At 61.3% G+C, this 2958-nt stretch carries 5 protein-coding genes; 3 read left to right on the top strand and 2 right to left on the bottom strand.

Features of this window, described 5'->3' with window-relative positions; translation table 11 throughout:
• A partial coding sequence (locus tag B7G66_RS18365; RefSeq protein WP_206778183.1) for a hypothetical protein occupies positions 1-190 on the bottom strand: 190 nt, incomplete at its 3' end.
• 112 nt (positions 191-302) lie between these two features.
• On the opposite strand from B7G66_RS18365, the gene B7G66_RS03365 reads away from it, so the two are divergent.
• A complete protein-coding gene (locus tag B7G66_RS03365; RefSeq protein ID WP_040511446.1) occupies positions 303-1244 on the top strand; it encodes a nucleoside hydrolase in 942 nt (313 codons plus the stop codon).
• A 58-nt stretch (positions 1245-1302) separates the two neighbouring features.
• Here the strand turns inward: B7G66_RS03365 and B7G66_RS03360 are convergent, their stop codons facing one another.
• Entirely contained in the window at positions 1303-1788 is a 486-nt protein-coding gene (locus B7G66_RS03360) for a GAF domain-containing protein (RefSeq protein ID WP_003617797.1), read from the bottom strand.
• Between B7G66_RS03360 and B7G66_RS17765 the strand changes: the two genes are divergently transcribed.
• Positions 1777-1938, top strand: coding sequence for a hypothetical protein (locus B7G66_RS17765; protein ID WP_155116139.1), 162 nt, complete (start codon positions 1777-1779; stop codon positions 1936-1938). The genes B7G66_RS03360 and B7G66_RS17765 overlap by 12 nt on opposite strands.
• Positions 1939-1956: 18 nt before the next feature.
• Positions 1957-2904 (top strand): hypothetical protein, encoded by a 948-nt coding sequence (locus B7G66_RS03355; protein WP_003617796.1) that lies wholly within the window; start codon positions 1957-1959, stop codon positions 2902-2904.
• The last annotated feature ends 54 nt before the right edge of the window (positions 2905-2958 follow it).

Below are 2958 nucleotides of genomic sequence, written 5' to 3'. Positions count from 1 at the left end.
TTGCGCGACTGGGCTCATGGGTCATAGCAAAAACAAATTGGTATGAGCCATCGCCCTGCCCCATCAGGCAGTCCCCTCCAGACAGTCCATGCCCGATGCTCTGCACCTGATGGCACGATCCCATTGATACGTTTCCAGTGGCACGGCCACGGCGGTACGGCCCCGGTGGCAGGATCATGGGTGGGAACATGGACAACCGCCCCCCTCGTGACACCTGGCCTGGACACGCAACCACTGGCGCTGGGGCGTGGTAATGCCCTACCGTGCCGCTCTTTATGGCACGGCACGGGACACGCGGCGACATGACCACACACAGGATCATCATAGATACCGATCCCGGCGTGGATGATGCGCTGGCGATTATGCTGGCACTGGCATCCGAAAAGATTGAAGTACAGGCCCTTGTCAGCGTTGCGGGCAATGTCACGGTGGAACAGACCGCGCAGAATGCCTGTCGCATCCTTGAACTGGCGGGACGCACGGATATCCCGGTTTACGCCGGGTGTGCCCGCCCCATGGGCCATACCGGCGTCAATGCCCGTCATATACACGGCGTCACGGGCATGGACGGGCCAGACCTGCCGCCGCCCACCATGCCTGTCCAGACGCAGCACGGTGTTGATTACCTGATTGCTGCCATACGTACGGCCCCGCCCGACAGCCTCAGCCTTGTCATGCTGGGGCCGATGACGAACCTTGCGGTGGCATTGCTCAAGGCGCCTGATATCGCACAACGCCTCCACCGGGTGATTGCCATGGGGGGCGCATGGTCCGAAGGTGGCAATATCACCCCCACGGCCGAGTTCAATTTTTATGCCGACCCCGAGGCCGCTGACATCGTCCTGCGCGCGGGCACCGCATTGACCCTTCTGCCACTGGATGTCACGCACCAATGCCTGAGCACGCCCGAACGCCTGGCGCGCCTGCACGCCCTGCCGGGTCGCTGCGCTGCGGCCGCCGTGGCAATGCTGGACAGGGCGGGACAGTTTGACATCGCCAAATATGGCTGGGCGGGCGCGCCCCTGCATGATCCATGCACACTCGCCTGCCTGATTGCCCCCGACCTGTTTGCCGGTCGGAAGGTCAATGTGACAATCGCACTGCATGATGCGCTGACGCGGGGCATGTCGGTCGTGGACTGGTGGGGCACCACGAAACGTCCAGTCAATGCCATGTTCATGCGACAGGTCGATGCAGACGGTTTTTATGACCTGCTGGCACGACATCTTGGCCGCCTGCCCTAAGGACAGTTCATTTCCAGAAAAACGACGGCACCGAAAGACCTTTCATCCCCGCATCATTTCAGGCATGTCCACGACATGCCCGCACATATAATGCGGCAACCTGTTCGATCAGCGCGGCATGCGTCTGCGTGAAACGTGCCAGAGATGGGCTGTCGATATCAATAACGCCCAGCAGCCGATCCCCATCAAGGATCGGCACCACGATTTCCGAACGTGACGCCGCATCGCATGCGATATGCCCCGCGAATGCGTGGACATCAGGCACTACGACCGTCGCACGCTGCTGGGCTGCCGTGCCGCACACCCCCTTGCCAATCGCAATGCGGGTGCAGGCCACGCGCCCCTGGAATGGCCCCAGCACAAGCTGTCCGTCACGCAGGAAATAAAAACCGGCCCAATTGATATCCACCAATCCCTCAAACAGGATCGCCGCGATATTCGCGGCGTTTGCGATCGGGTCGCCTTCCCCTTCGGTAATGGCGGCAACGGTGGCGACGATCTCGTCTTCGCCAGGGGGAAGCGATGTCCCCGTATGAACGGTCATGACGCGGTTCCTGTATATGGTCAGTACACGACCCAGACCATAGCGGCGTTCCCCCCTATGGGCCAGCGCCACGCCCCCGATCCGTTTCCCACCCTGTTGCTATGGCTGTATGCTACGCCGGTCCATGCCGCCACGACCGGCGGCAGGTGACCAAGGCAGGAGGCCCGGTTGCGCAAGGTTATCGTCACAGGCTGTGACAGCGGTTATTTCCCATTGGTCATGGAACTGATCCAGTCGATCAATGGCCGGACAGATGCGGCATTATGTGTCCTTGACGCCGGATTATCGTCCCGGCAGGTGGAAACCCTTTCGGACCTTGGGGTACTGATCCGAACCCCCTATGTCCCACCCTGCGCGTCCGCACGGCAGATACGACAGCGCCCGACCCTGGCCATCAACCTGTCCAAGCTGTGGCTGGACCGTGTGCTGCCACAATTCGACCTGATCCTGTGGGTCGACGCGGATGCGTGGGTGCAGGACATGACCGCCATCGAACACATGTTCGACGCCGCACGTGACGGGGCGCTGGCCATCGTTCCTGAAATCGGGGCCAAGATCGCGGACATGTTCGCAATCCGGTGGATATGTCCGGGCTGGATGCAGGTACGTTCGTTCCTTTATAAAAACGCGCGCAAGGCCCGCCTGCCCTTTGCCATCCGGCGTCGGATCGGCGCAAAGCCCCTGCTGAATTCAGGGGTGATGTGCCTGCACCGTGATGCGGCCATCTGGCCCATGCTGCGGAAATGGCAAGAGACCATCATCCGCCAGGGCGGCGCGCTGTTCACGCAAGACCAGCTCAGCATCGCGCTGGCGGTCTATATCGACAACGCTCGTGTGACCTTCCTCGACAACGCCCACAACTATATCGGGCCATGGCTGCTGGACGAGGATCGCGGCATGCTGGTCAACCTGTTCTACCCCCATGCCCCTGTGGGGATCGTGCATCTGGTTTCCCAGGCGCGGTTGCGGCAATCGCTGTCGCATACCCTTCCTGTGCCAACCCTGTCGGGGCGCGAGGTCGCACTTAACCTGCGGTTCGGGGGATTGAGGGCCTTCCGGGACGGATCACGACACCCGGATGGTCCGCAATCCCCCGGACACTCAGGGACTGTTTGAAAACAGGCCGTTGATAAAAAACAGGAAAAGTTTTTGGGTGCCGCCTTTTGATCG

This window comes from Novacetimonas hansenii JCM 7643, assembly GCF_000964405.1.
Classification (GTDB): domain Bacteria; phylum Pseudomonadota; class Alphaproteobacteria; order Acetobacterales; family Acetobacteraceae; genus Novacetimonas; species Novacetimonas hansenii.
The sequence above is the reverse complement of the archived record's forward strand: the minus strand, read 5'-3'. Positions and strand labels throughout refer to the sequence as shown.